Below are 26,327 nucleotides of genomic sequence, written 5' to 3'. Positions count from 1 at the left end.
ATCGAATTGCTACATTCACATCACTACAGAGGAGAATAAAGTGAAGAATATACTTCCTTTAACGGTCGTCATCGCTGCAACATGTTTTGCTGGGTCAGCTTATGCAGATTGTGGCGATGTTTCATTGGGTGAGTTTAGCTGGCAGTCCAGCCAGGCCATGACGAATGTCGATCAGGCGATCTTGCAGACAGGCTATGGCTGCAACGCGACCGTCGTGGCCGGTGATACCGTCCCGACCATCACCGCTATGATTGAAAAGGGCCAACCGGATATAGCCTCTGAGGCGACACCGAGTCTGCTTGGAGCAGTCTACACGGATGGGGAGAAGGAAGGCCGGATCAGCCAGGTTGGCACGGCAATCAGCGACGGTCAGGTTTCGGGTTGGTACATTCCGGAATACTTCGCCAAGGCGCATGCGGACATTAAGACAGTCGAGGATGCCATGAAGCATCCAGAACTGTTTCCCTCAAGCGAGGACTCGTCGAAGGGCGCTGTCATCCAGGGCCCGCAAGGCTGGGGCGACACCGTTGTCACCGCTCAGCTCTTCAAGGCTCTGAATAACCCCAACTTCGTCATGGTGCCGACCGGATCGGCCGCTGCTCTCGATGGTGCCATTTCGAAGGCATATGAGCAGAAGCAGGGCTTTATCACCCAATACTGGGCGCCTACCTCCCTTCTCGTCAAATACCCAATGGTGCGCCTCGAGATGGCACACGATGAAGCTGAATGGGCACGCTGCACCTCCAAGCAGGACTGCCCAGACCCGAAGCCGAACTATTGGAAGCAGGCCGAGATGGTCACGTTGGCAAGCAAGTCGTTTTCGGATCGCGCCGATGCGGCTGTCAAAGACTACTTGGCCAAGCGCAGCTGGAACCAGGCAGAAGTTAGCAAGGTGATGGCTTGGATGACCGATAACCAGGCAAACGGTGCCGATGGTGCCAAGTGGTTCCTGAAGAACATGCCGGAAGTTTGGGAGAAGTGGGTTCCCGCCGAGGTCGCAGCGAAGGTCAAGGCCGCTCTCTAAAACCTGAGACTACCGGAAGGCCCCGGCGACTCCGGGGCCTCCCGGATCGCAGGCCGTCGTCCAATGGACCAAAATGCCCTTTGCCCGTGCGATGGACAAGGCGGAATTTAAATTCGCCGCCGCCGATCCGGCATGCACGGTTTCGGCGCAAGGTGGCGCAGAAGGGGGAATAGATATGGATTGGCTGTTCAAGTTCCCTCAGGTAAGTCCCGAGGCTCTTCTCGCTATCAAGCGCGGCATTGACGGTTCTCTCAAAGCGCTGACTCGCCTGTATGGCCAGTCTATCGAGAACTCTTTCTATCCACTGCAGCGTATGCTGACTTTCTTTGAGAACGTCATGACAGGTGCGCCGTGGCCGCTCATCATTCTGGTGCTCGCCGGCATCGCTTGGTTTGCGTCCCATAACAGGAGCGTGGTCGCGGGAGTGGTCGGCACGCTGATCGCTATCGGTCTCCTGGGCCTCTGGCACGATGCTATGCTGACGATCTCGCTTGTTTTCGCCGCGACGATCTTCTCCATCGGTATCGGCATTCCCCTGGGCATCATGATGAACCGCTTGGAGCGTTTCGGCGGTGTCCTTAAGACACTCCTCGACGTCATGCAGACCATGCCGCCCTTCGTTTACCTCATTCCCGTTGTCATGCTGCTCGGCATCGGCCGCGTGCCCGGTTTCATTGCCGTCGTTATCTATGCCATCCCGCCGATCATCCGCCTCACCGACCTTGGCATCCGGCTTGTCGATAAGGAAGTGCTCGAGGCGGCCGACGCCTATGGCTGCTCACGCTCCCAGAAGCTTTGGAAGGTTCAGTTTCCACTCGCGATGCCCACGATCATGGCCGGTATCAACCAGACCATCATGATGGCGCTGGGTATGGTGGTCATCGCCTCTATGATCGGCGTGCAAGGCCTTGGACTCAACGTGCTTCAGGCCATCGCCAACCAGTATTTCACACAGGGAATATTCAATGGCTTCGCTATTGTCGGCATCGCCATCATTTTCGACAGGATCAGCCAGGCATATGGTCAGCGGCTGCAGAAGCACCGAGGCGGCGCGGCATGAGCAGCAACGAAACTTCGATCGAGATTCGTGATCTCTATAAGATATTCGGGCCTTCGCCTCGGCAGTACGTCGATTCGATTAAGAACGGTCTGACGAAGACCGAACTGAGCAAAGTCCATGGGCATATTCTGGGCCTGAACAATATCAATATCTCGATGCCGGGAGGTAAGATCCAGGTTGTCATGGGCCTTTCGGGGTCCGGGAAGTCGACTCTGATCCGCCACGTCAACCGGTTGATCGAACCAACCTCCGGTTCCATACTTGTTAACGGGCGCAACGTCCTGGACATGCCGGAAACGAAGCTGCGTGAGTTTCGGCGCAACCATACTGCCATGGTTTTCCAGCGGTTTGGCCTGCTGCCGCACCGCAGCGTCATCGACAACGTGACGTTCGGGCTGGAAGTGCGCGGGATGGAAAAGGCCAAAAGCCGCGAGATCGGCATGCGCTGGATCGAACGGGTCGGTCTCAATGGGTTTGAAGCGCGCTATCCCAATGAGTTGTCGGGCGGTATGCAGCAGCGGGTCGGACTCGCTCGCGCCCTGAGCAACGACGCCTCCATTCTGCTGATGGATGAAGCCTACTCGGCTCTTGATCCGCTGATCCGAACCGACATGCAGAAGATGTTGCTGGAACTGCAAAAGGAATTGAAAAAGACCGTGGTGTTCATAACTCACGACCTCGACGAGGCACTTCGGCTTGGCGATTCGATCGCGATTCTACGTGACGGGGAGATCATCCAACAAGGTGACAGCCAGCGTATTCTAATCCACCCCGCCGACGACTACATCAAGCGTTTCATCAAGGATGTGAACCGCGCGCGTTACCTGAAGGTTGACGCGGTGATGGAGGCGCTCGGACAATCCGACACCGGTTCAATGCCAAAGTTGAAGTCCGGTACCACGCTCGAGGTCGCCGCCGGAGAACTGACGAGTTCATCCTTCGATACGGCTATCATCATTGATGACCGTGATCGCCCTATCGGAGCGGTTTCCCTACGCCTGATCACGGCGGCCATCTCATCGGAAGGCGAGGCGGAGGTGAAATGATCGGGATCCGCCATCCGATTGTCGGGGGCAATACGTCAAACAATAAGCTCGGGAAGCTATCCGACCACGCCTTTACCGGCAGGGAGACAAGAGCTTCAGCCGGCACAAAGCAGCACACTCAGCAAGCCAGGATCGAGCAGCCTGACTACAATCTTGTGCGTCAAAAGTCCCTCGAACCAGGCTTGGCACGATCGCAGACGCCCCAACGTTTTTTGTTCGCTTTGGTTGATGACTTCACGCATTTCGCGTTTTCATGCGCGAGCGAGCCGCTTCGTCTCGCCAATCTTGTGAGCGGAAAGCAACTCTACACATGGTCGCTTGGCTCGGCGGACGGAGCATCAGCTAGAAGCTCCAACGGTTTCGAGACCAAGGTGCATCACAGGTTCGATAGGCTTCCGGCATGTGACATGCTGTTCGTGCTCTCTGGAATAGACATGCAGCACAAAGATATCCGCCTGCTGGTCTCGGCAGTAAGACGGGAGCGCGCCCGCGGCGTGCAAATCGGGGCCTTGTGCTCGGGTGCACACATCCTGGCCCGGGCCGGCCTTCTGGACGGTGCGCGCGCCGCAATCCATTGGGAGTACCATGACAGTTTCCGCCAGGAATTTCCCCAAGTAGACTTGGTCCGCAGCGTATTCGTCGCGGACGAAAGGTGCATCACCGCGTCAGGCGGCACTGCTGCCACAGATTTGATGCTTCACCTGATTGAGAGGAAGCATGGTCGAGATCTCTCGATCGCCGTGGCCGAGCAGATGGTTTACAGCGGCGTTCGCACCGCCAACTCTGTACAGGGCTTCTCGCTACAGGCGCGCAGCGGCATCCGAAGCAGGCATTTAATCGAGGCAATTCAGATCATGCGCGAGCGAATCGAGGAACCGCCGTCTGCCGCTGAGATCGCCCGCCGCATCGGAATCACGCCTAGGCAAGTGCAGCGTCTCTTCGAGAGGTACCTCCAAACGACACCCAAGAAGTATTTCTTGGAAATCCGGCTCGAGCGCGCGCGACATTTGATCCTGCAGACGGAAACCGCTGTTACGGAAGTTGCCTTCGCTTGCGGGTTTGCGAGCCACGGTCATTTTTCCAGGCTGTACAAAGCCACCTATGGGGAATCGCCGTTTGCGCACAGGCAGGGAGGGCGGCTTGTCCGTCGTCAGGAATGGCCGACAACGCGCAGCCGGGAAGTATCTGAAGAGTCCAGTCGGCACGGCCTCCAAAGGCAGTTTTCCGGTATCTGATCAGCTTGCTCCACAGCAACCAAACTTGGCGTGGCTCGCTAGAAGATTCCGACGCTCGACATCTGTAGGCCAGAGAGGGAGATTTGCACGTGAGCATCGAAGCGCGCATAGGCATCATTGGCGGCAATGGCTGGCTCGGGAGCGCCATAGCGCAAGCAGCTGTTTCAAGCGGGTCGATTGATCCGACCCGCTTGACGTTATCTGGACGATCAGATCGCCGCGTGGACATTCCGGGTGCAAAGTGGACCCATGACAACAAAAATTTGGTCGAACGTTCAGACGTAGTAGTTCTTTCGGTCCGCCCAGATCAATTTCCAGGAGTGCTCATTGATGCCCGCGGCAAGCTGGTGGTGTCCGTAATGGCCGGTATTTCGGCGCAGACGATTGCTGACGGCACGAATACGCACGAGATCGTCCGGTCCATTCCCAATGCTGCCGCCGCGATCCGCCGGTCCTTTACCCCGTGGTTTGCAACGGCTTCGGTCTCGGCTGAAAACAAGCGCGTGGTCCACCAGCTGTTTGAGGCTTGCGGGGAGTCCGCCGAGGTACCGCTTGAATTCCACGTCGACTATTGTGCGGGTATGACAGGCACCGGTGCGGCTTTTCCAGCTCTGCTTGCCGAAGCGCTCGTAGCACATGCCGTCAGCCAAGGGCTTCCGCCCGATTTTGCCAAACGCGCCGCCAAGGGTTTGGTGGCCGGTGCCAGCCAGCTGTTTGCTAGCGGCGATGTCGACCCGGCAGACATCGTCAAAGAAATGATCGACTATCGCGGCCTCACCGCCGCGGCGTTGCAAGCCATGCTGGATGGAGGGTTCAACCATGTCGTGGCAAGCGGACTGGAGGCCGCCGCCGCTAAGGCTGCGACAATCATTCGTAATTGAAGCACGAGGAGAAATCAGGATTTGGAAAGCCGATCGACATTGCTGGAAACGTTTGTGGCGGCCCTCGATGAGGCGTTTGCAGTTGCCCCCATGGAGGCGGAAGCGGAAGCCTCAGTCGCCCGAATTTTTGAAGCACTTCGCGTAGCGGGCACAAGCGGCACCGTACAAGGCACGCGAATCCCGGTTTGCCGGCATCTTGGAAATGCCTATTCCTTTGGGCGGTCAGGATCAGCGCAGCTCGCTCGCGTCACGGATGCATTTGCTGCGTTAGAGCCAAATCTGAAATGGGCTGTGCGGCCAGCAAATGGGCCTTTTGCCAGCGAGAACTGGTCGACTGGTCACGCAAACTCGATGATCATCGGGCAAGGAGGTCTCGAGCAACGCAAGGACGTCGCCGTCGGCGCTTCGCTGCTCGCCCCCGATGTTCGATACCCTGATCACAATCACGGGCCCGAAGAAGTGTACCTCATCTTGTCACCAGGCCGTTTCCAGCACGGCAATTCGGGTTGGTTCGAGCCGGGTGTCGGTGGGACACTCTACAACGAACCGAACATCCGGCACGCTATGGCCTCAGACAACGCTCCATTGCTGGCTTTCTGGTGCCTATGGGTCGGCAGCCAGCCCCCTGCTGACCTTGGCAGACCGGTTAAGTCGTCGGAATAGAGATACTTATCGCGTGACCAAGAGATTTGCATTTTTGCTGGTTCGGGATTTCACGCTTTCGCCCCTCTCGCTGTTCATCGACACACTGCGCCTGGCAGGCGATGAAGGGGACAGGAGCCGTCGGGTCGAATTCGACTGGCAGATCATCGGCGATCATGGCCTGCCGATCAGGGCGAGTTGCGGCGTCGAATTGCTCCCTGGCAAAACCTCGGGCAGACCCGAGGATTTCGACAACATTGTCGTGGTCGGGGGCCTTCTCGACAAAAGCCGCGGACTAAGCTCCGATGGTGAGCAGTTTCTTCTTCGCGCTGCCGAGAAGAAAATACCGTTGACCGCGCTCTGCACGGGAAGTTTCGTCCTTGCCCGATATGGCTTGCTGGATGGATACAAAGCAACCGTAAGCTGGTTCCATATCACAAATTTTCGGACGTCATTTCCCCAAGTCAACGCAAACGCCGACAGTCTTTACTCGGTCGATCGTGATCGCGCGACCTGCGCTGGAGGTACGGGCGCGGCCGATCTGGCAGGTTTCTTCGTTTCCCAATTGATCGGCCAGAAGGCCGCGGAGAAGGCGGCCAAGATCCTCGTCCTTGACCGTATCCGCAGCACCCGCGATGTCCAACCACTTGGCGATCTATTTCCAAATGCATCGAGCCGGGTGGTAAGACGAGCTTTGCTGTTGATGGAGAGCAATCTGGAAGAGAAAATGTCTGTCACAGACATAGCCGGTCGGGTCGGTTGCTCCCGGCGGCAATTGGAAAGGCTCTTTGCGGCTGAACTCGAGCTGAGCCCGATGGCGTCCTACCTGGCCCTGAGGGTGCACTGCTCTAAATCCTTGCTTGAAAATAGCGATCTGCAGATTGGCGAAATCGCGTCCAAGTGTGGCTTCACGAACGCCGGACATTTCAGTCGCGTTTTCCGCCAGCACACCGGCGTTAGGCCGACCACGATCAGGAGCGGCTGATTTGTTGCCTGCTTTGACAGAGGCCGTGAGTAACCGTGACGGGCCAAGCACAAGACCGCCCGTGCGGCTGGCTTAGGGCACCTCGTGAGGCGCCTGGAGAACGGCGGCGTGACTGTCTCGGTCGTGCCGACAAGCGGGATACCCATAGTCAATCCGCCATCAAGGGTTCGATCGTCGCCTGTCATGGGGTTGGTCGTCGAATAGCAGGAGGGTGATGCTTCGGCCGCCAAACTCACCGACATCGAAACCAGACCTGGAGACAGCGGCTCAACTGATCAATGCAGCGTCGAAAGGACACCTCGTGAGCTTCTCGTACCCGTCCTCGGTTATCAGGACCTGCTCTTCGAGTTTTACGCCTTCACGGCCCCCGACGGCACCAATGTAAGCCTCTACGCACAATGTCATGCCTGGCTCGAGGATGTAGTCGAACGCTCCCGGAATGAAATCTTGAGGGTAATAGATCGCAGGATATTCGTCACACAGCCCGATACCATGCATCATGACCCCGTATCGTTGATCTACGAATTCTTCAGGTAGTTTGTGGCCGCGCTGGGTGAGCTCAGTGAAGGCGATGCCTGGCCGCAAAAGTTCCATGTTGGTCGTTATGTGCTCAAGAGCTATGGCGTGAAGTCTGCGTTGTTCATCGCTGGGGCGCCCATCACCGCAAAACCAGGTTCGCGAAAAGTCTGCGCACATACCATATGGTCCCACCATATCGGTATCGAAGGCAACCAGATCTCCTGCCGCTATCCTTCGGGGTCCTGCTTCCTGCATCCAGGGATTTGTCCTCGGGCCAGAAGTGAGTATTCGTGTCTCGATCCATTCGCCTCCGCGCGCGATGTTTTCTGCATGGAGAACTGACCACAATTCGGTTTCTGCAATACCTGGTCGCAAAAGCTGGCGCATTTTCGCAACCGCGATTTCGCACGTTGCCAGGGAGCAGCGCATGGCATTGATCTCGTCGATACCCTTTACAGCCCTTGCATGCTCCATGAGTTGCATACCGTTGCAGATCTCGATGCCGGCGGCGTCCAGTGCGCGCAAGCCGGGGATCTCGATCTTATCGACTGCAAGGCGGCGGTTCTTGCCCCCATGCGTTCGCAACAACTCATCAATTTGCCCTGCAAAACTTTTGGCAACGGCTTCCTCCTGATCGCCAGCCGCGAAATAGTAGAAGCCCGCACCGTCCATGCGAATCTCGTTCACCAATAGCAGATGCTCCGAAAGGTGCCCGCAGTGATGGAGGTCCCAAAGAACAACGTAGCCACCTGCTGAAACAAAAACGGCCCGTGACGGATTGTGCGTGATCCAAAGATGCATGTTCGAGGAGTCAGTTGCATATCGGATGTTCAATGGATCGAAGCATAGCACGCCGGCGTAGTCCCGCTTGCGTAGCTGGCTCACGATCCGTTGGAGGCGCGTGCTTCTCATCCGATCGAGGGTGGGAGCCGAGAGACCCAATGCAGCCCACTCGGCAAACGCGATGTCCGTCGGTCCTATTTCGACACGATCATTGTCGTCGATGCTCCCATCAGGCCTTCGCGCGATCTCTCCCCTAGTGGGATCGATTTTATGACTGATGATCGAAAACGAGGACATGTTGGCGAAGTCTCTTGGGTTCGGCAAAGAATGCCTGTGCCTCTGTTCTGCGGGTATCGGCAGTATGGGTACTCAGTTGCGGACGTTGTGCTTGCGCTTCATGAAATCCTTGGCCGTCTCGACCGCTACCGCCGCGTCGCGGCAATAGGCATCGGCGCCGACGGCCTTGCCGAATTCCTCGTTGAGCGGCGCGCCGCCAACCAGGACGACATAGTCGTCGCGAATGCCCTTTTCCTTCATCGTGTCGATGACGACCTTCATGTAGGGCATGGTCGTGGTCAGCAGCGCCGACATGCCGATGATGTCGGGCTGGTGCTCTTCAATCGCTGCCATGTATTTCTCGACCGCATTGTTGATGCCGAGGTCGATGACGTCGAAGCCGGCGCCCTCCATCATCATGCCGACGAGGTTCTTGCCGATGTCGTGGATGTCGCCCTTGACGGTGCCGATCACCATCTTGCCCTGCTTGGGCGCGCCGGTGGCGGCGAGCAGCGGCCGCAGGATGAACATGCCGGCCTTCATCGCGTTGGCGGAGAGCAGCACTTCGGGAACGAACAGGATGCCGTCGCGAAAATCCTCGCCGACGATGCGCATGCCTTCGACCAGCGCCTCGGTCAGCACCTTGTAGGGCACCCAGCCGCGCTCGAGCAGGATGTTGGTGCCTTCCTCGATCTCTTCCTTCAACCCGTCATAGAGGTCGTCGTGCATCTGCTGCACCAACTCGTCGTCGGAAAGCTCGGAAAGGATGATCTCGTCGTCGGCCATGTCGGGTCGCCTCACGCATAGTTCAAAGGAGGTCGGCACCCCATGCTCGATGGCGCACCGACCAGGCTTCCGGTTGGAGCCTTGGGAGTCTGCTAGGCTGCCAGCCAGACTTTCTGCAAATCCATCTGGAAAGTCTGATGGATTGCATAATTCTGAACTTTTTTGTTCATGTGACCAAAGAGGCTTTGCCAGAACGGCTGGATGATGACCCCAGAATCCTGCAGCACGTCTTCGATGTCCTGCATCAGTTCCTTCCGCTTGGCGGCGTCGCTGACCGAGAACGCCTTTTTGAGCTTGGCATCGAAGTCGGCGTTTGCGTACGCAGTCTCATTCCACGCCTCGCCAGTGCGATAAGCCAGCGCCAGGACCTGCACCCCGAGCGGTCGCATGTACCAAACGGTCAGCGAATAGGGATACTTCGCCCAGTCGTTCCAGAAAGTCGAACCCGGAAGCACCGTGCGCTTGACCTTGATGCCGGCCTCTCGAAGCTGCGCCGCAATGGCGTCACCGGTGTTTTTCTGCCAGTCTTCGTCGATCGAAATTAGTTCATGCTCGAAGTCGGCATGTCCGGATTCAGCAATGAGTTTCTTCGCGCCCTCGACGTCCCGGCTCTTCTTGGGCAAGGCATAATATTCCGGATGGATCGGCGCGACGTGATGGTTTTCGCCGACCGTTCCCCGTCCTGCATAGCCGAGTTGAAGGATGGTGTTGTTGTCGACCGCCATCTGCAGCGCATTACGGACCTTCTTGTCGTCGTAGGGTTTGTTGGCCGTGTTGGTGCGGCACACCAGCGTCGTTGCGGTGGCGACCTCCGATTTGACCACGTCCATCTTGTCCAGAATGTCGATGAAGTCAGCCGGTGTCTCCATATTCACATCGATCTCACCGGAGTCGAAGGCTGCCACCGTTGCCTGGAAGTCGGTGCCATAATCGATGAATTGCACTCCATCCAGCAGAGCTTCGCCGCCCCACCATTTGCCATTCTCCCGCCGCTTGACTTCAGCCTTGCTGCCGACCGCGTAGGATACCAGTTCGAAGGCGCCCGTTCCGATCGGCTTTGCGACCGGGTCGGCGCCGCCGGCATCGAAACTGCGATGGACGATCAGTCCAGGGTAGTCGGTGAAATTCGCGATGATGGCGATGTCCGGGTCGCTCAGCTTGAGCTTGACGGTATGGTCATCGACCTTGACGATCGCTCCATCTCTCGCCTTGCCGGTCTTGGTATCGATCAGTCCCCCGACGCGCGCGGCCATCGAATTGCCGGAGACGCCCTTCTCGCACCAGCGGGTGATGTTGAGGACTACGTCATCGGCGTCGAAAGCGTCGCCATTGTTCCAGGTCACGCCCTTCCGGACATGGAAGACATATTCGGTGGCATCCTCATTGACCTCCCAGCTTTCCAGCAGGACAGGTTCAAATGTGAATTCATGTGTGTAGCGAACCAGCGGTTCGAGCCAGCAGCGAGAAATGTTGGCAAGTTCAACCCAGTCATAGGTACGTGGGTCTTTCTGCGCCTTGACCGGCATGGACACGCGCAGAGTCCCGCCCTTCTTCGGCTCGGCCGCGCGTGCGGGCTGCGGCAATGCCACGCCGATCAAGCCGTAGGCCATCGCAGCCGAGGCGCCGAACGTGCTTGCAAGCGCGAGAAACTCGCGCCGGTCCATTTGTCCGGCTTTGACGTCGCTCGCCATCTTTTCGATGGCAGCCGGAACGTGATTCCCATTGCTTCTGAACAGTCCCATTTTCTTCTCCCTTGTTAGTGTTTCCCGGATATTGATCGCGTGGGTTCTTGGGCGGATGCCTAGGCGAGGCTTGGCGAGATTTCCTCCTTGCGATGCGCCACGAATGCATCGAGTTCCTCGCGCACGGCTGGATCCATCTGCGGCTGCTCGTAACTCGCGATGATCGATGTCGCTTTCTCACGGCAGCGCTGCGCCATATCCTTGGAGCCTTTGACCTTCCACTGCTCATAGCTGAGGTAATCGAGGATCTCAGGCGCGAAGAATGCGTCCTTAAAGCGCTTGAGCGTGAAGGAATCTCCGAGATAGTGGCCGCCGGGGCCGATGCGCCGCACTGCCTCGAGAGCGTCGTCGAAATGCTCGAACGAAATCCCCCGCGCGTATTTTTCGATCAGCAGGTTCTGTTCGGCATCGGCGACAAACTTCGCCATGCAGCATACGAGGCCGGCCTCATCCCAGCCGCCCGCGTGCATCATCAGGTTCGCGCCTGCGCTCGCCCCCGACATGTAAGCGATCGCCGACTCGTAGCCGGACTGAGCATCAAAGGTCTTGGCGGATGACTGGGATGCAGTCGTTCGCCACGGCAGACCATACCGCCTTGCCAGTTGGCCGATGACGGCGTTGATCAGAGTGACTTCGGGCATGCCGGACATCGGGGCGCCGCTGCGCATCGACACCGAGACTGAATATTGCCCATAGATCATTTTGGCGCCGGGCCTGACCAACTGGGTGTAGGCGAGGGCTGCCAGCGCCTCGGCGTTCAACTGGGCGATTGTGGCCGGGATGTCGGCGGGAGTGTTTGCGGCACCGAGCACAAAAGGCGACAGCAGGACGACCTGGTTCGCTTCGACGAAAGCGCGGAGCCCTTCCAGCATGGTCGAATCCCAAACCAGCGGTGAGTTTCCCGATACGTGCCCCATCATCACCGCGTTCTGGTCCATAAAAGCCGTGCCATGGACGATCTGCCCCATGGCGACCGAGTCCTCGGCTCGCTGTCTCCCGGTCGTCAGACCGAAGAAGGGCATGTTGGTTTCCACCAGGCTCGAATGGTTGATGTGCAAATGGCGCCATGGAACAGCGATGTCGGTCGGCTCACAGGTGAACCCGCCGGCGATATGGAACCCCGGCAGCATCTGGGTCAGCCGGTTCATGTTCCGCAGATCCTCGATCGTGGATGCGCGTCGCACACCCTGAAGGTCACGGACGTTTGGCGCGCCTTGCATGGCGCCGAAGGTCATTGTGTCCGGCGCGATCTCGAAACGCTGTGACGGATCGCGAGATGTCATCTCAAAACGGGATGGCGCCTTGGAGATCAGATGCATCAGCATCTCGCCATCGAGGCGCACACGCTGGCCTTGGACGTCGGCGCCAGCCTCCTTCCATTGCCGGATCGCCGTTTCATCGCGGAATTCGATTCCGATCTCGCGCAAGATCGCCAACGAAGCCTGGTGAATGCGCTCAAGCTGCTCAGCCGTGACGGCCTCCACAGGCCGAATGCCGTACTTGATGGTCGAGACGCGAGGCCTCTTCTCTGCTTCCCGGGCGGCTACGACCGACGCGCGTCCTCCGCGGCGCCGGATTGCGGGAGTATCAGTGTCCAACATCGCGTTTTCCCAGAGGGGCGCAAAAGGTCGCCGTCAAAAGAGCCTTCTTCGGTCCGCGTAAGGAACGCGGCCCTGCTCATTGACTTTGATGATAGGGTTCGGCGAACGCCCTGAGGACTCGCAAAAGGTTTCGCTGGCGTTAAACTCAGTTTATACCTGGGTCGACGGCGCAGGTGCCGGTTACCTGGTAAGGATAGCCGACGCGGCGGGGTCAGGAACCGGGGCGCGACGCCGGTAGCCGGTCTAAGGGCGCAATTCCTTCGACTGAGCGAGGAACCAGTCCACAAGAACCTTGCACTTCTTGTTTTTGCCGGCATCTTCATTTGACAAGAGGAAGAAGGCGCGGTCGGTCTTGATCTCGGTCGCGATGGGCCGAACCAGCTGGCGGTTGTTGAGCAGGTGTTGGGCGGTCAGGGACCATCCCAATGCGATTCCTTCGCCTGCAAGAGCTGCTTGAAGCGTCAGCTGATAGTCATTGAATACAATGTTAGGCTTTGTCTCGTTGGCATCTCCGCCTGCAAGCGCGACCCATTCCGGCCAGCTCATTCGCTTGCGAAAAGCATCGGACGAATGAATGAGCTGGTGTCGAACCAATTCATCGACGCTCTTTGGAGCGGCATGTGCCAGAAGATATGCGGGGGAGCAGACGGGAAAAATGATCTCGTCGCATACGAACCAACTATTCGTACTGTCAAAATCCCGTGGGCGCACCCATACGGTGACGTCCACTTCGTGATCGGGCTCGATATCCCGATCGGTGGCGACAACCTTGATCATAACGTCCGGATGTTCTTCCTGGAAATGATAGAGTTGAGGCGCAAGCCAATGTGCGGCTAGGGATGTCGACGCAGCAAAAGTGATGTATTTCTTTCCGCGATCGGAGATGGTCTCAAGCCTCTGTTCCAGACGGCGGAAACTGGTGCGCACCTCATCGTAGAGCTGCCGGCCAGCCTCCGTCAGCTGCACGCCTCGATTATCACGGGCAAAGAGCGCGGTCCCGCAATGCTTCTCGAACGACTTGATCGAGTGCGAGACGCTCGGTTGCGTCACGTTGAGCTCGCTGGCTGCGCTTTTGAAACTCAGGGTTCGGGCAGCCGCTTCGAAGACAAAAAGCGAATGCGTCGAAGGCACCAGGCTACGAAGCTTTGACATGAAGCAGTTCTATATCAGACGCCATCTTTTCCGTCTACGAGATGCCCGCCAACTGGTCTATTCGAACAGGGAAACAATGCGACCGCGGATTGTTGCCAAGCCTTCGTCATCGGTCGCCTGAACCCAGCGAGTTGGCAGTGAATTCGTTCAACCAAACGATGACGAAAGAGCGCAAAGTCGTTCAGCCACCCCATCCCGAACCGACTATGTCCGGTTGGTACACTACGTCAGGGCCGGAGTTGGCGCTGCTACCTCAAGAAGGCGACGTTGCATGTGACTGCCTGGTGATTGGCGGCGGCTGGATGGGGCTGCACGCGGCCCGTCGATTTGCCGAACTCAACCCGCAGTCTTCGGTTGTCTTGGTAGATGCCGGCCGCATTGGCAACAATGCATCCGGACGGTGCATGGGTTTCGTCATCGATCTCGCGCACAATCCCCGGAAGCGCGATTTCGTCGAAGACATCAAAGGGAACAAGGAAGAGTTGTTCGTTAACCTGGACGGGATCGCCTACATCCGAAGCGCTGTCGAAGAGCATGGGGTCGATTGCGACTGGGACGCGCAGGGAAAATACCACAGCGCGGCCACCGCTCACGGCGTGGAGGACCTGCACCGCTTTTCGGCGGCGCTGGATAAGCTTGGCCAGAACTACAGCTGGGTGGAGACCCCCGAAATTCAGGCGATCACCGGCAGCAAGCACTACATCAAAGCCTTGCATCATCCCGGCACCGTCTTGGTCCAGCCTGCGAAATATCTCCAGAATGCGACAAGAAGCCTGCCCGCGAACGTCACCGTTCACGAAAACACCCCCATCGTGGCGGTGCAGTTCGGGGCACCGAAGCACGTCTGCGAGACCCCCACCGGAACTATCAGGGCGTCGAAGGTCATCATCTGCGCGTCAGGCTATCTGACCAAGTTCGGTTTCTTCGACAACCGCGCCATACCGCTGTACACATTTGCGAGCATGACACGACAGCTCACCAAGAGCGAGCTTTCGCAGGTGGGGAACAAGAGAGCTTACGGACTTATCCCAGCCAACAGCTTCGGCACGACGGTTCGTCGCACGATCGACAACCGGCTTTTCCTTCGCAACGTCTATTCCTATGCGACGGACTTCAAGACCACCACGCAGGACGTGATGAAGGCTCGGGTGCAGCAGCAGATCGCATTCGATCGGCGGTGGCCGGAGCTCTCGTCGATGGGATTCGAGGCCAGTTGGGGTGGCCTTCTTACTCTCGCGCAAAATGGCGGAATGGTCTTCGGCGAGTTGGCGGAGAAGGTCTACGGCGCCGCATTCTGCAACGGTACAGGCGTCGCGCGAGGAGCTGCCTTCGGCAAGGCCATAGCCGACCTGGCGTCAGGGCGATCGTCGCCGGTAGTCGACATCCTCAAGACTCGCGCAAGTCCCAGCAAGCCGTATCCCAGGCCTGTCACAGCGATGGGCGTTCGAATCGTAACCGCGGTCCGTTTCCGACAGGCCGGAGCTGAAGTCTAGATACAACGAGAGAGATCATGGCGGACCTGAAGGGCATAAATCTGGCAATGCAGACACCGTTCGATGAGAATGGTGCGATCAACTATTCGATTTTCGAGGATCTGATCGACAAGTACGTCGCCGCAGGTGTTCACGGGCTGGTGCTTGGCTCAGGGACCGGGCAACATCCCTATCTTACCGAGGCCGAGTGCAACCGCCTCTACGAAGTAGGCGCAAAGCGAATAGCTGGTCGCTGCAACGTCATTTGCCAGACCTCCGCTTTGAATATGGACGAAGTCATCAGAAGGTCGCGTCACGCGGAGTCCGTCGGCGCCGACGCATTGATGGTGCTGCCACCCTACCTGGAGGGTCCGAGTGATGAGCAGGGAATCTTCGACTTCTACAAAGCGATCGATGCCGAACTGGGTATCGACCTGGTCGGCTACAACATCCCACAGGCCACCGGCATTTCGGTTTCACCGCAGCTGTTTGAGCGCCTGAGCCAGTTGAAGAACTTCAACTACATCAAGGACAGTGCAGGGGACTTTACTGTCCATCAGGAATACCTGCAGACAAGCGGCACGGTCCTCAATGGCTGCGACACCACCACACTCTACGCGTTGATGGCCGGGGCACGCGGCGTCATATGGGGCGGTGCGAATTACATGCCTTCTGAAGCGGTCGAGCTATATAGATTGGTGGACCGCAATGAGTACGAACAGGCGCTAGCGCTCTGGCAGCGCATGTTGCCCTCGTTGCTCTTTATCTGGAGGTCGCCCTATACGCCGTCGGTGCTTCGAGCGGCGCAACTGCGCGGCTACGGGACAGGAAATGTTCGCAGCCCATTAAGGAAGCTATCGGCAGATCAGGAAGCGCAGCTTCGCCGTTCGCTTGAACCGTTGGGCGTCTAGAGCGAAGAGAGGCGAGGGCTTCGTGAGAATCGTTCATGTTGGTGCGAGTGGCGTGATCGGCAAGGCCGTGTCGGCCGAACTCGGCAGACGGCATGATGTCATCGCTGTCGGCCGAAGCACCGGCGATTTCCGGGTCGATATCGACGATCCCTCGAGCATAAGTCGAATGTTCAGCCAGATCGGCGAGTTCGATGCCCTGGTATGCACAGCGGGCACGGTTCATTTCGCCCCGCTCGCGGAGTTCACCATTGAGCAGTATGCAATCGGCTTGCAAAGCAAACTTATGGGGCAGGTGAACCTTGTCAGACTTGGACTTAAATTCCTTCGCGAGGAAGGATCGTTCACGTTGACCTCCGGTCCAACGAACGACGATCCGATACCGCTTGGGACATCGTCCGCGATCGTCAACGGCGCGCTCGAGGGATTTGTCCGAAGTGCTGCAATTGAGCTTCGGCAAGATCGTCGGATCAATCTGGTGGGTCCGACTATGCTCGAGGAGTCCTCTGCACTCTACGGTCCTTACTTCCGGGGTTCGAAGGCCGTCGCGACGAACGACGTGGTGCTTGGTTACGTCAAATGTGTCGAAGGCAAGCAAACAGGATGCGTTTACAGGATTGGATGGTCACGAGATCGCTGACCCGAATGTGGCACAACGGGCAGATCTGCGAGCTGGCGCAGGGAAATACTCTGGATATGAAGACCTCGGCCCGCTTGTTGCATTGGGCACGTTTGAGCGGCGACACATCGATCACCACTCTAGAGCGCCCCCGTATTTTCACAGAGCCATTCAGCCAGATCGCTATGCTCGTCTACCCGGACTGTCACCTTGCCGACGATAACCGCAGAACAATGACCGGAACCATTACCGCGATTGGTGTACGTCTACGAAACGCAATCCGCTGCGTCGGGAGAGGCAATAGCGTTTCCGGATCGAACTGATTGAGATGCTTTCATGCCGGAATTCGTGCACCGCGTTGCAAGCCACACTGTGCATGAACGTCTGCTTCCGGACTGCAAACATCCCGAAAGCCGGAACGTCCGCCCTCAGCCCAGATCAGTCATTGCCAACGCAAGCGTTGCAAGATCGGTGCCCCAATCTTTCGGCTAGCCGCAGTGGCCTTTGTCGCCGATTCATGCTACAGGCGTGCTACGATACGATGAAAATAGATAAACAGAATCAATGGTTAAGGCGATCGTGCGCTGCTTCTCTTCGGGCGCGCCATTTCCGCCGAAACTGTGATTTCCTGCGATCCGCTAGCCGGTCTTAGCCTCACATATGAAGAGCAGGTCGCGGAACACGCTGCCGAGCACCGCCTCATTCGAGTGCTGGAGAACTGGACGCCGCCTATTCCAGGCTTCTTCATGTATTACCCCAGTCGCCAGCATCAGCCTGCCGCACTAACTGTGCTCATCAACGCGCTGCGGTGTTCTTGAAATGGGCCGGTATGCGCCGACCGTTATTCCGCCTATCCCGGATCAGGGCCCAATCGGCCTCGCCCCAGCCAGATACCGCTCATTGTCGAACGGCTCGGCCTGGGTGCTGTCCGGACTCCACATGTGGCGGTGGGTCTCGGTCAGATTGCCGAGATAGACATGCAGTGCGCCTGAGCGGGCACTGCCGGTGTTGGCGACCGCATGCACCGTATCCGGGGTCATATGCACCACCGCGGGCGCCGCGATGTCGTGGCGTTCCGGCGCATCGATCTCGCTGCCGTCGACGGGATAGATGAAGTTGGTCTCGCTGCCCTTGTAGATGCCGATCAGCGCATCCATCAGATGGTTGTGCGGCGGGTACTGCAGGCCGGGTGACAGCGTGATGTGGTAGATGGTCAAGTCAGGGCTGGCGTGCAGCAGCACCTCATCGTCGTCTTCCTCATGCGCGAGCACGCCTGATGCATGGAAGCGGTCGGTGTGTTCGCGCAGCACCGCCTTGACCCGTTCGAAGACATGAGCACCACCTTTGGCTGCGTTGACGATATCGGCGGTTACGGCGTAAAGAGGCGAGTTGGCGGCAAGAGACATTTGTCGTCATCTCCATTGGGAAGCTCAACCAATACAACTGAGATGCTCAGGCTAGCGAATGCCGACAGACCCGTCAACCGGATGCTCGAAACGGGCAAGCAGACTACGCGGGCAGACCACGCGGGCAGACCACACGGGCAGGCAGATATGGCTCTTCCGAAATCAGTGTCACCGTCCGCCGTCAAGGCGCCGTCGACCGCCGACATATTGCGCAGCGAGGAAGCTTATGAGCAGCTGAAGAGCGACATCGTCGCCTGCGTCCTGCAACCCGGCGAAAGCCTGACCGAAAAGCAGATCGGCGACCGCTACCAGATCAGAAAGGCGACGATCCGCTCGGCTTTGGCCCGCCTGACGCAGGAAGGGCTGATCAAGAGCGAGCCGCGCCGCGGCTATGTCATCGCACCGCTCAGCCTGCGCGACGTCAACGAGATCTTCGACGTCCGCAGCCTGATCGAACCGGAAGTGTTCCGGGTGGCCGCGGCAAACCTCACCGAACGCGGGCTCGACGACATCAGGCTGGCGGCGCAGAAGGTGCTGAAGCCGGAGACGCTGCGCAGACATGTCGCCTTTCTGGCGGCCGACCGCGCCTTTCGCCTGGCCCTGGCCGAACTCTCCGGCAATCTGCGGCTGGTTCGCCTGCTCGACCAAACGCTCGACCAGTCGGAGCGTGTCCTCCATCTCGGCTTCAAATCGCGCGACTTCACGCAAGCGATCATCGGCCAGCAGAAGGAGTTGGTGCTTGCCTGCGAGCTGGCCGAAGTCTCGGCCATCGCAAAGCTTGCCCGCTCGCAGTGCCTGTCGCTCAAGAAGCAGGTGCTCGAGGCCTTGCTCGCCGGCTCCAAGCTGCAGGACGCCAATTTGCAAAGCTTCGCCTGAGGCGCGAAGCCCGCGCTCTCTGGCCGATGCTTACTCGTCGATGAAGCGGATGTCCGCATCGGCAAGGCAATAGGGCGCGTAGCGGAAATCGCGGATATGGCTGACCTTTCCATCCTGCCAGTCGACCAGCATGAAGCCGCGCACGGCGTCATCTCCCGCTTGCGGGCTGCGGATCAGGATGGCCGGCCTGCCGTCGACGAAGCCGAGCGACAGCGCCCAATCCTGGACACGGTCGTAATTGCCGAAATAGTTGGAAACCTGCGCCTTGCCGCGCATGCGGGTGCGATTGACGACTTCAAGCTGGATGTCCTCGGCAATCAACGCGCGCACGGCGTCGAAGTCGCGCGCGTTGAACAGGTCGACATAGCGGCGCAGGTGCCGCTCGTCACCGGCGTCGAGTTTTGGGGCAGGCGCCTGCTCGTCCTGTGACGCCAGCAGGCGCAGCTGCGACCGCCCGCGATGCAGCGCTGCCTTGGTCGCGGCCAGGGTCGCGCCGGACACTTCGCAGGTTTCGTGCAGGCTGAGGCCAAGCACGTCGACAAGGATCACGGCGCTGCGCTGCACTGTTGCCAGCTGCATGAAGCTTCGCAGGCTGGCGGCGGTGGCGAGCCTCGCATCGGCGCTTGCGGAGGGGTCTTCGATCGTCGTCATGTCGGTCTCGCTCATGCGCGCCTGCTCCCGCTGGCGCCGGCGCAGATGATCCTGCGCGGCATTGTGGGCTATGCGGAACAGCCATTGCTCCGGACGCTCGACGGCGGCGTCGCCGTCGATGGCCTGCAGTGCCTTGATCAGTGTCTCCTGGACGATGTCCTCGCCATCGATCACCGAGCCGGCCATGCGGGCGCAGTAGCGGTGCAGCTTCGGTCGCAAGGAGCCGAGCATCGCCTCCAGGGCAACGCGGTCGAGTTTTGCTGTGTTCATCCTGTCCGTTCCCAAAATGCCGGTCTTTGCATTCAAGCCGGCACGACCTCGCCGGCCAGCATACGATAATTGCCGACGATCTTTGCCGGCGATCTGGCAAGCGGCGTCGAGCGGCGTCCGGCATGATCGGCGCTGAAGGCCTTGAAGGCTGCGAGCCCGGTCAGGCCGTCGCCATCCTGGCTGACAAGATGGATGAACTCGCCATTCTCCAGTTCCAGGACGAGGTAGCGCACGGATTGCGGCTTCGTGTCGTCGAGTGCCTCGAACACCTGTGCAACCAGCATACGGTTCTCGGCGATGCTTTCGTCCTTCACGCCGTAGCGGATGAGATTGTAGCCCATTGTCGTCTCCTGTTTTTCAACTCTGCACAGAGAAGACGTTTCGCGGCCTCGAAAAGATTCGTCGCCCGGCGAATCTTTTCGATCGTCCGGATCGTCTTTCCCGTCGACGGCTGCGCGGCAGCCGTCCAGGAGCAGGAGAGACCCATCATGCACATCCAGTTTGCCGAATTGCCGGTGTTCGACCAGGACCGCGCCAAGGCCTTCTACACCGGACATCTTGCTTGCCAAGTGGCGGAGGACCAGCTGATGGGCGACAGCGGCTGGCGCTGGATCGAGCGGACATTTCCCGGCGCCGTCACCAATTTGCATTTCGTCAAACGCCCCGATGACACGCCGGGCACTGAGCCCGTGCTGGTGCTCGTTGATGGCGATGTCGAGGCAACGGTCGCGGGCCTGAAGGCGCGCGGCGTCGAAATCATCACCGAGCCGCAGGAAGCGCCTTGGCAGCCGGGCCGCACGGTCGCCGAATTCCGCGACAGCGAGGGCAACCGCATGGTTGTCGCCAGCAAATGATCGGACCCGGCGCAAACCCGAACTTTGACATGAGAACAACAGGAGAGATGGACATGACCCCCCAAACGTCGACGCTGAAAGTACCGGGCGCCAGCCTCTAGTATGAGATGCGCGGTTCCGGCCCCGTACTGTTGATAATCCCCGGCGGACCGCAGGACGCCGGCGTCTTCGCCGATGTCGCGGGCCACCTCGCCGACCGCTACACGGTGGTCGCCTATGATCCGCGCGGCAATTCGCGCAGCACCTTCGACGGAGAGCCGCAAGAGCAGGACCTCGATGTCCATGGCGACGATGCTGCGCGATTGATCGAGGCGCTTGGCGCCGGACCGGCCTATGTGTTCGGCACCAGCGGCGGCGCCCAGATCGGGCTCAACCTCGCCGCCCGCCATCCCGGCCGGGTTCGTGCGCTGGTGGCGCATGAGCCGCCCAGCATGATGCTGCTCGACGACCCGTCGCCGTCACTGGCCGGCATGCGCGACCTGCACGACACCTATCGCAGCCAGGGTGTCGAGGCGGCGATGCAGAAATTCTTCAGCGAGAACGGCCTGTCGGAAGGGCCGGGTCAGGATGAAGCCGGGCCGCAAGACGGACCGCCTTCGTTCGAACCGTCGCCCGAGGAGGCCGAGACCTTTGCCAGGGTCAGCGGCAATTTCGAATACTGGCTGGCGCATGGCGTCATGCCGCTGTCGCTCTACCGTCCTGATATCGAGGCGCTGCGCGGCCGCCCGGTCGTGGTCGGCATCGGCGAAGAGTCCATCGGCCAGCCGATCGACGGCATGGGCAAGGCGCTGGCCGACAGGCTCGGCAGCAAGCGCGCCGCCTTCCCCGGCGACCATATGGGCTTTGCGCCCTATCCCGACCGCTTCGCCGAGACCTTGCACCTGACGCTCAGAGGCGCGTGAGATCGTCAGTCCAATAGGAAAGGAGCGTCCGCATGCACAATGCGGACGCCCTTCTCCCATGAAATTACCGGCTAAGATTGGTGTATCAGACGGCCTCCCAGCCTTCCTTGCCGCCGGCGCGGAAGATGGCGTCGATGACCTTCTGGTTGAGCACGGACTCCTCCAGCGTGAAGACACGCTCCTTGCCGCCCTGTGCCGCCCTGGCAAACGTCTCGACCTCGCGCCGGTATTGCTGGGTGCCGGGAAAGCGGAACACCTGCGCCTCCGTATGGTTCTGGTTGTGCAGTTCGATGCGGTGATGGTCGTAGAGCCCGGCATTGAACGGCGAGAACACCTCGATGAAACCCTTCTCGCCGTGAAACACCATCACCTGCCGCGCCGCCATCTGCGTCGAGAGGTAGAAGGACAGTTCGAAGTCGCCGAAATCGGCGCGGATCGAGGAATAGATGTCGGTGCCGAATTTTTTATCGCGCTCGATCGTCGCCTGCACGCGCAGCGGCTCCTTGCCGGTTGAAAACCGCGTCGACACCGTCGGATAGACGCCGATATCAGGCAGCGCGCCGCCGCCGAGATCGAGCTGGTTGCGCATGTTGGTGGGATCGACATTGTAATAGGAGAAGGCGCCCTGCACATGGCGCAGCCGGCCGATGGCGCCATCGGCGATGAGATCGCGCACCTTGATCCATTGCGGGTGGTAGATGACCATGAAGGCCTCGCAGACCAGCACCTTCTTCTGGTCGCGCAGCTTGATCAGCGGCGCGATGTCCTTGGCGTCGAGCGCCAGCGGCTTCTCCACCAGCACATGTTTTCCCGCTTCGATGGCCTTGGCCGTCCATTCGACATGCTGCGAGGTCGGCAGCGGGATGTAGACGCCGTCGACGTCTTTCGAAGCGAGAAGCTCCTCATACGAACCAAAGGCATGCCTGGCGCCGAACCGCTCGCCCAGGGCCTCGGCCTTCGACAGGTCGCGGCTGGCGATCGCGGACAAAACGCCATTCTCGGCCTCGACGATTGCCGGCAACAATTGCTCGCGGCCGATCTTGGCCGTCGACAAAACACCCCATCGGAACATCAGGCTTCTCCTATCGATTTACAGGCGAGGAGGTTTGCCCGAAATTGCGGGAAAAGCCAATGCGGATCGCTGGTCCTGCTAGCCTCGCTTGCCCGTCAGCGTCATGTCGAAATTGACGATATTCGAATAGATCGGCGTGCCGACATCCATGCCGTACCGGGAGCGCAGCACCTTGCCGGTGACGTGGAATTTAATGACGCCGCCCTTTAGCCCGCCGAGCTCGGCAGTGAACTTTTCCGCAAACGTCTTGCCGCGCGCCGTCAGCCGGCCGCTGACCAGCGCCGTGGTGTCGCTGGTTCGGGTTACGCTGGTCGAGCGGAACTGGATTTCGGGGCTGTTGGCCACGTCGAACACCGCATCGGAGCGCAGGAAGGCGTCGATGCGGCCCTGGCCGGTGCCGACGCTTTCGGGATAGATGGTGAAGTTGACCGCGGAACGGCCGACATCGCTGTTGTCGATGCGGATGGAGCCCTTGAAGCGGCCAAAGGCGCCGTCGAGGCCGCCGCCACCGACCTTGCCGATGGAGAAGCGAATGCTGGAGCTGGCCGGGTTGACCGTGTAGCTGCCGGCGGCGTCGCCGAGGTCCACAGCGGCGGAGACAGGCATGGCAAGGCAAGCGGCAACAGCCGCCAATCCGAAGATGCGCGCATACATGGGTTTTGTCCTTCTGGGGCAGGCGAAGTGTTGCGCCCTCACTCCAATGAACGAATGCGCGGCGCGCCCTATTCCATGTCCTGATCTGACGAAGGCGTGATCATGCGCGTGAGCACGCTGTCGTGGAGCCAGAAATGATGCCGCAGTGCCGCCAGTGCATGCAGCGCGACCAAGGCAATGCCGGCATAGGCGAGATACCAGTGTGCTACCGCCCAGAAGTTTTCCGCCGCATCGGACACGCCGAGCGGCAGGTTCGGCATCACGAACAGGTTGAACGGCATGCTGGGTATCTCCAGCATCGACACCGAAACCAGTGCCCAGCCGGACAGCGGCACCGCGAGCTGGAAGCCATAAAGCGCCAGATGTGCCAGCGGCGCCGTCCGACGCTCCAGGCCTCCGACCGAGGCCGGCAAGGCCGGGGCCGCATTGCCGAGCCGCCAGGCAAAGCGCAGGATGAGGAGGCCGAGCAGCAGGAAGCCGAAGGATTTGTGCAGCTGGATCAGCTCGAAGGCGGTGCGCTGGCTGGTCAACCGCACCATGATGAAGCCGAGCATGAACTGGCCGATGAACAAGATGCCGATCAGCCAGTGGAGGACGATCGCCGCCCAGCCGTAGCGGGTTGAGTTGTTGGTGATGAATGCCGGCATGGTTGGTGAACGAATGGCAGCTGGGCTTTCTTCCACCCTCCCCCTTGTGGGGAGGGTCGGCGCGAAGCGACGGGGTGGGGGGTAGCGCCCTACGAAGACCCCCACCCCGATCCGCTACGCGGATCGACCCTCCCCACAAGGGGGAGGTGGCTAAGCACCGGCCTTGAAGAAATCCACAAACGCCCGCAGCGCCGGGCGCATCTGGCGGCGGCTGGGGTAGTAGACGAAGAAACCGTCGAAGGGCGGACACCAGTCTTCCAGCACGCGGATCAAGCGACCGTCGGCGAGCGGCGCGCGCACATAATCGTCGAAGACGAAGGCGAGCCCAGCGCCGTCGACCGCCGCCTGGGCGATCAGATGGTCTTCGTCGAGGATCAGCGGCCCTTGCGCCGCGATCTCGATCTCTTCGCCATCCTTCTCGAATTCCCAGCGGTAAAGAATGCCGCTGGAAAAACGGAAGCGGATGCAGCGGTGGTCGGCAAGATCGCGCGGATGGCGGGGTCTTGGCATGGTCGCGAAATAGGATGGCGCGCCGACCACGGCGCCGCGAAGGTCCGGTCCGATGCGCACCGCGATCATGTCGCGCTGCAGGCTCTCACCGAGCCGCACGCCGGCATCGAAGCCGCCTTCGACGACGTCGGTGAAGCGATCCTCGATGACGATTTCCAGCACGATGTCAGGATAGGCCGCGGCAAAGCCGCCGAGCCTGGGCGTCAATGCCAGGTGGGCCGCGGTGCGCGGCACGGTCAGCCGCAGGTTCCCGGCCGGCCGGTCGCGCGCCTCGATCGCCGTTTCCAGCGCCAGATCGATCTCGGACAGCGCCGGCCGCAGCCGTTCGAGCAGCTGCGCGCCCTCCTCCGTTGGTGCCACGCTGCGGGTGCTGCGCGCCAAAAGCCGCACGCCGAGCCGCGCCTCCAGGCTGGATAACTGCCGAGGGCGCGATGGCCAGTTCGCGCGCCGCGCCGCGAAAACTACCGCATTGGGCGACTGTTGCCAGTACAGCGAGTTGAGAAAGATGCGCTCGGTTCATTGCTCTATTTTATAGAACAGCCCGTGCGAATGACAGCCAATTATCGAACGTAAAGCTAGGCGCTATCTCTGTTTCATCGCAACAAGGAGATGCGCCATGAAAACCCGCAAACTTGGTACTGAACTCGAAGTCTTCCCCGTCGGCCTCGGCTGCATGGGCATGAGCTTCGCATATGGCGGTCAGGCCGAGGCGGATGCAATCGCCACGCTGCGCCGCGCTGTCGAGATCGGCGTGACGTTTTTCGACACCGCCGAAGTCTATGGTCCCTTTGAGAACGAGATCCTTCTCGGCAAGGCGTTGAAGCCGGTGCGCGACAGGGTGACGATCGCCACCAAATTCGGCTTCAAGATTTCCGAGGAAGGCTCAGGCCTCGAACGCATGGTCGGCGTCGATAGCCGCCCGGAGCACGTCAAGGCGGTGGCCGAAGCCTCGCTGAAGCGGCTCGATACCGATGTTATCGACCTCTACTACCAGCACCGCGTCGATCCCGACGTGCCGATAGAGGACACGGTCGGTGCCATGGCCGAGCTGGTGCGCGATGGCAAGGTGCGGGCGCTGGGCCTGTCGGAGGTCAGTGCCGCCACCATCCGCCGGGCGCACGCCGTGCATCCGATCGCTGCCGTGCAGAGTGAGTACTCGCTTTGGAGCCGCGACCCCGAAGACGAAGTGTTCGATGTCTGCCGCGAACTCGGCATCGGCTTCGTCCCCTACAGCCCGCTCGGTCGCGGCCTGCTCACCGGCACCATCGCCAAGCCCGAGGCCCTCAGCGACGACGATTGGCGCCGCACCTTGCCGCGTTTCCAAGCCGACGCCATGGCGGCAAACGCCAAGGTCATTGCGACGCTGGAAAAGCTGGCGGTGGAAAAAGGCGTCACATCGGCGCAGCTGGCGCTGGCTTGGGTGCTGCACCAGGGCGACTTCATCGTGCCGATCCCCGGCGCAAGAAAGATACGCCATCTCGAGCAGAACACGGCGGCGGTCGGGATCGAGCTGAGCGCGGCCGAGGTCGCGGCGATTGGAGATGCGCTGTCGCCGGACAAGGTGGTTGGCAAGCGCTATACGGAGGAACTGTTGGCGCTGGTGAATGGGTGAGTGCCTTTACCCTCCCCCTTGTGGGGAGGGTCGATCCGCGAAGCGGATCGGGGTGGGGGTCCTCGTAGGGCGCACCCCCACCCCGTCTCTCTGTCTCCGCCTCGCTGCGACAGCGAGCCGACCCTCCCCACAAGGGGGAGGG

At 59.9% G+C, this 26,327-nt stretch carries 25 protein-coding genes and 1 pseudogene; 14 read left to right on the top strand and 12 right to left on the bottom strand.

What is annotated here, in order from left to right:
• The first annotated feature begins 40 nt into the window (after nt 1–40).
• The 7 genes from NKJ76_RS10765 (at nt 41) to NKJ76_RS10735 (ending at nt 6,873) form a co-directional block, all read left to right on the top strand.
• Nucleotides 41–1,024, top strand: coding sequence for a glycine betaine ABC transporter substrate-binding protein (locus NKJ76_RS10765; protein ID WP_352537369.1), 984 nt, complete (start codon nt 41–43; stop codon nt 1,022–1,024).
• Between the two features lie 175 nt (nt 1,025–1,199).
• Nucleotides 1,200–2,084 (top strand): ABC transporter permease, encoded by an 885-nt coding sequence (locus NKJ76_RS10760; protein WP_352514453.1) that lies wholly within the window; start codon nt 1,200–1,202, stop codon nt 2,082–2,084.
• The gene (locus tag NKJ76_RS10755; protein ID WP_352537368.1) at nt 2,081–3,130 is read left to right on the top strand and encodes a quaternary amine ABC transporter ATP-binding protein; all 1,050 of its coding nucleotides are present in this window, start codon (nt 2,081–2,083) and stop codon (nt 3,128–3,130) included. The genes NKJ76_RS10760 and NKJ76_RS10755 overlap by 4 nt, the downstream gene beginning before the upstream one ends.
• Nucleotides 3,127–4,365, top strand: coding sequence for a GlxA family transcriptional regulator (locus NKJ76_RS10750; protein ID WP_352537367.1), 1,239 nt, complete (start codon nt 3,127–3,129; stop codon nt 4,363–4,365). Before NKJ76_RS10755 ends, NKJ76_RS10750 begins: the two co-directional genes overlap by 4 nt.
• Before the next feature lie 89 nt (nt 4,366–4,454).
• Nucleotides 4,455–5,246 (top strand): pyrroline-5-carboxylate reductase family protein, encoded by a 792-nt coding sequence (locus tag NKJ76_RS10745; RefSeq protein ID WP_352514399.1) that lies wholly within the window; start codon nt 4,455–4,457, stop codon nt 5,244–5,246.
• Between the two features lie 21 nt (nt 5,247–5,267).
• Entirely contained in the window at nt 5,268–5,909 is a 642-nt protein-coding gene (locus NKJ76_RS10740; RefSeq protein WP_352537366.1) for a dimethylsulfonioproprionate lyase family protein, read from the top strand.
• 13 nt (nt 5,910–5,922) lie between these two features.
• Nucleotides 5,923–6,873, top strand: coding sequence for a GlxA family transcriptional regulator (locus NKJ76_RS10735; protein ID WP_352514401.1), 951 nt, complete (start codon nt 5,923–5,925; stop codon nt 6,871–6,873).
• 267 nt (nt 6,874–7,140) lie between these two features.
• On the opposite strand, the gene dddP is transcribed toward NKJ76_RS10735, so the two are convergent.
• The 5 genes from dddP to NKJ76_RS10710 form a co-directional block, all read right to left on the bottom strand.
• On the bottom strand, nt 7,141–8,472 hold the full coding sequence (dddP, locus tag NKJ76_RS10730) for a dimethylsulfonioproprionate lyase DddP (protein WP_352537365.1): 1,332 nt from the start codon (nt 8,470–8,472) through the stop codon (nt 7,141–7,143).
• 72 nt (nt 8,473–8,544) lie between these two features.
• Nucleotides 8,545–9,237, bottom strand: coding sequence for a cobalamin B12-binding domain-containing protein (locus tag NKJ76_RS10725; protein WP_352514403.1), 693 nt, complete (start codon nt 9,235–9,237; stop codon nt 8,545–8,547).
• Between the two features lie 92 nt (nt 9,238–9,329).
• Complete coding sequence (locus tag NKJ76_RS10720) at nt 9,330–10,979, bottom strand: ABC transporter substrate-binding protein (protein ID WP_352514404.1); 1,650 nt, start codon at nt 10,977–10,979, stop codon at nt 9,330–9,332.
• A 59-nt stretch (nt 10,980–11,038) separates the two neighbouring features.
• Entirely contained in the window at nt 11,039–12,580 is a 1,542-nt protein-coding gene (locus tag NKJ76_RS10715; RefSeq protein ID WP_352537364.1) for a trimethylamine methyltransferase family protein, read from the bottom strand.
• 243 nt (nt 12,581–12,823) lie between these two features.
• Nucleotides 12,824–13,732: a LysR substrate-binding domain-containing protein gene (locus tag NKJ76_RS10710; RefSeq protein ID WP_352514406.1), complete on the bottom strand. Its 909-nt coding sequence runs from the start codon at nt 13,730–13,732 to the stop codon at nt 12,824–12,826.
• A 137-nt stretch (nt 13,733–13,869) separates the two neighbouring features.
• Here NKJ76_RS10710 and NKJ76_RS10705 point away from each other — a divergent pair, with 137 nt between their 5' ends.
• Genes NKJ76_RS10705 through NKJ76_RS10695 form a run of 3 tightly spaced genes read left to right on the top strand, consistent with a single transcriptional unit; the run spans nt 13,870 to nt 16,752 of the window.
• Entirely contained in the window at nt 13,870–15,225 is a 1,356-nt protein-coding gene (locus NKJ76_RS10705; RefSeq protein ID WP_352537363.1) for an NAD(P)/FAD-dependent oxidoreductase, read from the top strand.
• A 17-nt stretch (nt 15,226–15,242) separates the two neighbouring features.
• Complete coding sequence (locus NKJ76_RS10700; protein WP_352537362.1) at nt 15,243–16,115, top strand: dihydrodipicolinate synthase family protein; 873 nt, start codon at nt 15,243–15,245, stop codon at nt 16,113–16,115.
• 22 nt (nt 16,116–16,137) lie between these two features.
• The gene (locus NKJ76_RS10695) at nt 16,138–16,752 is read left to right on the top strand and encodes a short chain dehydrogenase (RefSeq protein WP_352514409.1); all 615 of its coding nucleotides are present in this window, start codon (nt 16,138–16,140) and stop codon (nt 16,750–16,752) included.
• A gap of 839 nt (nt 16,753–17,591) precedes the next feature.
• Here the strand turns inward: NKJ76_RS10695 and NKJ76_RS10690 are convergent.
• The gene (locus NKJ76_RS10690; RefSeq protein WP_352537361.1) at nt 17,592–18,137 is read right to left on the bottom strand and encodes an autotransporter; all 546 of its coding nucleotides are present in this window, start codon (nt 18,135–18,137) and stop codon (nt 17,592–17,594) included.
• 147 nt (nt 18,138–18,284) lie between these two features.
• On the opposite strand from NKJ76_RS10690, the gene NKJ76_RS10685 reads away from it, so the two are divergent.
• Nucleotides 18,285–19,013, top strand: a complete 729-nt coding sequence (locus NKJ76_RS10685) for a GntR family transcriptional regulator (RefSeq protein ID WP_352537360.1) — start codon at nt 18,285–18,287, stop codon at nt 19,011–19,013.
• Between the two features lie 30 nt (nt 19,014–19,043).
• On the opposite strand, the gene NKJ76_RS10680 is transcribed toward NKJ76_RS10685, so the two are convergent.
• Together NKJ76_RS10680 and NKJ76_RS10675 are read right to left on the bottom strand one after the other, a co-directional pair.
• Nucleotides 19,044–19,934, bottom strand: coding sequence for a sigma-70 family RNA polymerase sigma factor (locus NKJ76_RS10680; RefSeq protein ID WP_352537359.1), 891 nt, complete (start codon nt 19,932–19,934; stop codon nt 19,044–19,046).
• 32 nt (nt 19,935–19,966) lie between these two features.
• Complete coding sequence (locus NKJ76_RS10675) at nt 19,967–20,275, bottom strand: hypothetical protein (protein WP_023681378.1); 309 nt, start codon at nt 20,273–20,275, stop codon at nt 19,967–19,969.
• Between the two features lie 147 nt (nt 20,276–20,422).
• Here NKJ76_RS10675 and NKJ76_RS10670 point away from each other — a divergent pair, with 147 nt between their 5' ends.
• Both NKJ76_RS10670 and NKJ76_RS10665 read left to right on the top strand, forming a co-directional pair.
• Complete coding sequence (locus tag NKJ76_RS10670) at nt 20,423–20,788, top strand: VOC family protein (RefSeq protein ID WP_352537358.1); 366 nt, start codon at nt 20,423–20,425, stop codon at nt 20,786–20,788.
• 107 nt (nt 20,789–20,895) lie between these two features.
• Nucleotides 20,896–21,690, top strand: coding sequence for an alpha/beta fold hydrolase (locus NKJ76_RS10665; protein ID WP_352537357.1), 795 nt, complete (start codon nt 20,896–20,898; stop codon nt 21,688–21,690).
• An 85-nt stretch (nt 21,691–21,775) separates the two neighbouring features.
• On the opposite strand, the gene NKJ76_RS10660 is transcribed toward NKJ76_RS10665, so the two are convergent.
• The 4 genes and pseudogenes from NKJ76_RS10660 to NKJ76_RS10645 all read right to left on the bottom strand — a co-directional run bounded on the left by NKJ76_RS10660 (nt 21,776) and on the right by NKJ76_RS10645 (nt 25,093).
• Nucleotides 21,776–22,762, bottom strand: a complete 987-nt coding sequence (locus NKJ76_RS10660) for a Gfo/Idh/MocA family protein (protein WP_023693056.1) — start codon at nt 22,760–22,762, stop codon at nt 21,776–21,778.
• A gap of 78 nt (nt 22,763–22,840) precedes the next feature.
• Nucleotides 22,841–23,416, bottom strand: coding sequence for a YceI family protein (locus NKJ76_RS10655; protein WP_023681381.1), 576 nt, complete (start codon nt 23,414–23,416; stop codon nt 22,841–22,843).
• Between the two features lie 68 nt (nt 23,417–23,484).
• Nucleotides 23,485–24,063, bottom strand: a complete 579-nt coding sequence (locus tag NKJ76_RS10650) for a cytochrome b (protein WP_023728093.1) — start codon at nt 24,061–24,063, stop codon at nt 23,485–23,487.
• Nucleotides 24,064–24,213: 150 nt separating this feature from the next.
• Nucleotides 24,214–25,093: pseudogene (locus NKJ76_RS10645) on the bottom strand (LysR family transcriptional regulator).
• Between the two features lie 96 nt (nt 25,094–25,189).
• On the opposite strand from NKJ76_RS10645, the gene NKJ76_RS10640 reads away from it, so the two are divergent.
• Complete coding sequence (locus tag NKJ76_RS10640; protein ID WP_023725579.1) at nt 25,190–26,185, top strand: aldo/keto reductase; 996 nt, start codon at nt 25,190–25,192, stop codon at nt 26,183–26,185.
• The last annotated feature ends 142 nt before the right edge of the window (nt 26,186–26,327 follow it).

It is taken from the genome of Mesorhizobium sp. M0029 (genome assembly GCF_040323735.1).
Taxonomy (GTDB): domain Bacteria; phylum Pseudomonadota; class Alphaproteobacteria; order Rhizobiales; family Rhizobiaceae; genus Mesorhizobium.
The sequence above is the reverse complement of the archived record's forward strand: the minus strand, read 5'-3'. Positions and strand labels throughout refer to the sequence as shown.

Excerpts from the sequence above, each read along its gene's own strand:
- NKJ76_RS10760 (WP_352514453.1), top strand. The coding sequence starts at position 1,200 with ATGGATTGGCTGTTCAAGTTCCCTCAGGTAAGTCCCGAGGCTCTTCTC.
- NKJ76_RS10685 (WP_352537360.1), top strand. The coding sequence starts at position 18,285 with ATGGCTCTTCCGAAATCAGTGTCACCGTCCGCCGTCAAGGCGCCGTCG.
- NKJ76_RS10660 (WP_023693056.1), bottom strand. The coding sequence starts at position 22,762 with ATGTTCCGATGGGGTGTTTTGTCGACGGCCAAGATCGGCCGCGAGCAA.
- NKJ76_RS10700 (WP_352537362.1), top strand. The coding sequence starts at position 15,243 with ATGGCGGACCTGAAGGGCATAAATCTGGCAATGCAGACACCGTTCGAT.
- NKJ76_RS10650 (WP_023728093.1), bottom strand. The coding sequence starts at position 24,063 with ATGCCGGCATTCATCACCAACAACTCAACCCGCTACGGCTGGGCGGCG.
- NKJ76_RS10680 (WP_352537359.1), bottom strand. The coding sequence starts at position 19,934 with ATGAACACAGCAAAACTCGACCGCGTTGCCCTGGAGGCGATGCTCGGC.
- NKJ76_RS10750 (WP_352537367.1), top strand. The coding sequence starts at position 3,127 with ATGATCGGGATCCGCCATCCGATTGTCGGGGGCAATACGTCAAACAAT.
- NKJ76_RS10670 (WP_352537358.1), top strand. The coding sequence starts at position 20,423 with ATGCACATCCAGTTTGCCGAATTGCCGGTGTTCGACCAGGACCGCGCC.
- NKJ76_RS10655 (WP_023681381.1), bottom strand. The coding sequence starts at position 23,416 with ATGTATGCGCGCATCTTCGGATTGGCGGCTGTTGCCGCTTGCCTTGCC.
- NKJ76_RS10710 (WP_352514406.1), bottom strand. The coding sequence starts at position 13,732 with ATGTCAAAGCTTCGTAGCCTGGTGCCTTCGACGCATTCGCTTTTTGTC.
- NKJ76_RS10715 (WP_352537364.1), bottom strand. The coding sequence starts at position 12,580 with ATGTTGGACACTGATACTCCCGCAATCCGGCGCCGCGGAGGACGCGCG.
- NKJ76_RS10675 (WP_023681378.1), bottom strand. The coding sequence starts at position 20,275 with ATGGGCTACAATCTCATCCGCTACGGCGTGAAGGACGAAAGCATCGCC.
- NKJ76_RS10755 (WP_352537368.1), top strand. The coding sequence starts at position 2,081 with ATGAGCAGCAACGAAACTTCGATCGAGATTCGTGATCTCTATAAGATA.
- NKJ76_RS10725 (WP_352514403.1), bottom strand. The coding sequence starts at position 9,237 with ATGGCCGACGACGAGATCATCCTTTCCGAGCTTTCCGACGACGAGTTG.
- dddP (WP_352537365.1), bottom strand. The coding sequence starts at position 8,472 with ATGTCCTCGTTTTCGATCATCAGTCATAAAATCGATCCCACTAGGGGA.
- NKJ76_RS10720 (WP_352514404.1), bottom strand. The coding sequence starts at position 10,979 with ATGGGACTGTTCAGAAGCAATGGGAATCACGTTCCGGCTGCCATCGAA.
- NKJ76_RS10640 (WP_023725579.1), top strand. The coding sequence starts at position 25,190 with ATGAAAACCCGCAAACTTGGTACTGAACTCGAAGTCTTCCCCGTCGGC.
- NKJ76_RS10665 (WP_352537357.1), top strand. The coding sequence starts at position 20,896 with ATGCGCGGTTCCGGCCCCGTACTGTTGATAATCCCCGGCGGACCGCAG.
- NKJ76_RS10690 (WP_352537361.1), bottom strand. The coding sequence starts at position 18,137 with ATGTCTCTTGCCGCCAACTCGCCTCTTTACGCCGTAACCGCCGATATC.